1 protein-coding gene and 1 pseudogene are annotated in these 840 nt (G+C 67.3%); both read right to left on the reverse strand.

Going from position 1 to position 840, the window contains the following annotated elements; translation table 11 throughout:
* Window positions 1-353 (reverse strand): biotin/lipoyl-binding protein (locus HUK84_RS20640; protein ID WP_176641858.1); only part of this gene is annotated, 353 nt, incomplete at its 3' end.
* Window positions 354-592: 239 nt separating this feature from the next.
* Window positions 593-840: pseudogene (locus tag HUK84_RS20645) on the reverse strand (ABC transporter permease); the annotation flags it as partial.

The raw sequence follows: 840 nt of genomic DNA on the forward strand, positions 1-840 counted from the left end.
CGCGCGATGTCCAGCGTGGCCGCGGCGTTGTCGCGCGCCGCGCGATAGTCGCGGTCGTCGATCCGGGCGAGGAGCTGGCCGGCATGGACGAACTGGTTGTCGTTGACCAGCAGTTCGGTGATGTAGCCGCGGACATGCGGGGCGATCGTCACCGCGCGGCCGGCGACGAAGGCGTCGTCGGTTTCGATGTCGTAGCGGGTCAGGAACCAATGGACCCCCGCCCCGACGGCGACGATCGCGACGAAGGCCAGCAGCCCGATCCGGATCGCGGGGTTGGCTTTCCTGGGCTTGGGAGTCTTCCCGGACGCGTCGTCCGGCTTGCCGCCTGAACTTGCGCCGTCTTGATCGGCCATGCGATTCCTCTTGCTTCCAGCGTGTGCCGCGAACGGAATCACGCGGCGGGCCCGTTTCCGCCCCGCCGTGGCCGCCGCCGCCCCGTTGACCGAACCGGTCGGTCAATCCATGACACGAAGAGTCCGATCCATCAACCGCCCCCCGGAGGCGGAAGCGCGAAAAAAAATGCGCGCCCGCCGGGGGGCGGGCCGCGCATGAACAGGTCAACCGGTTGTTTTAAAAGATATTTATGGATGGTCTATAATTCAAAGGCCTGGGTACGGACCATGCGGGCATACAGGCCGTTGGCTTCGACCAGTTCGGCGTGGGTGCCGCATTCGACACCTTGTCCGTCGGCCAGCACCACCACCAGGTCGGCGGAGCGCACGGTCGAGAGGCGGTGGGCGACCACGATGGTGGTGCGGCCGCGCCGCAGATGGGCCAGCGCGTGCTGGACCAGGGCCTCGCTTTCGCTGTCGAGCGCGCTGGTGGCCTCGTCCAGCAGCA

It is taken from the genome of Nguyenibacter vanlangensis (assembly GCF_013376155.1).
Taxonomy (GTDB): domain Bacteria; phylum Pseudomonadota; class Alphaproteobacteria; order Acetobacterales; family Acetobacteraceae; genus Gluconacetobacter; species Gluconacetobacter vanlangensis.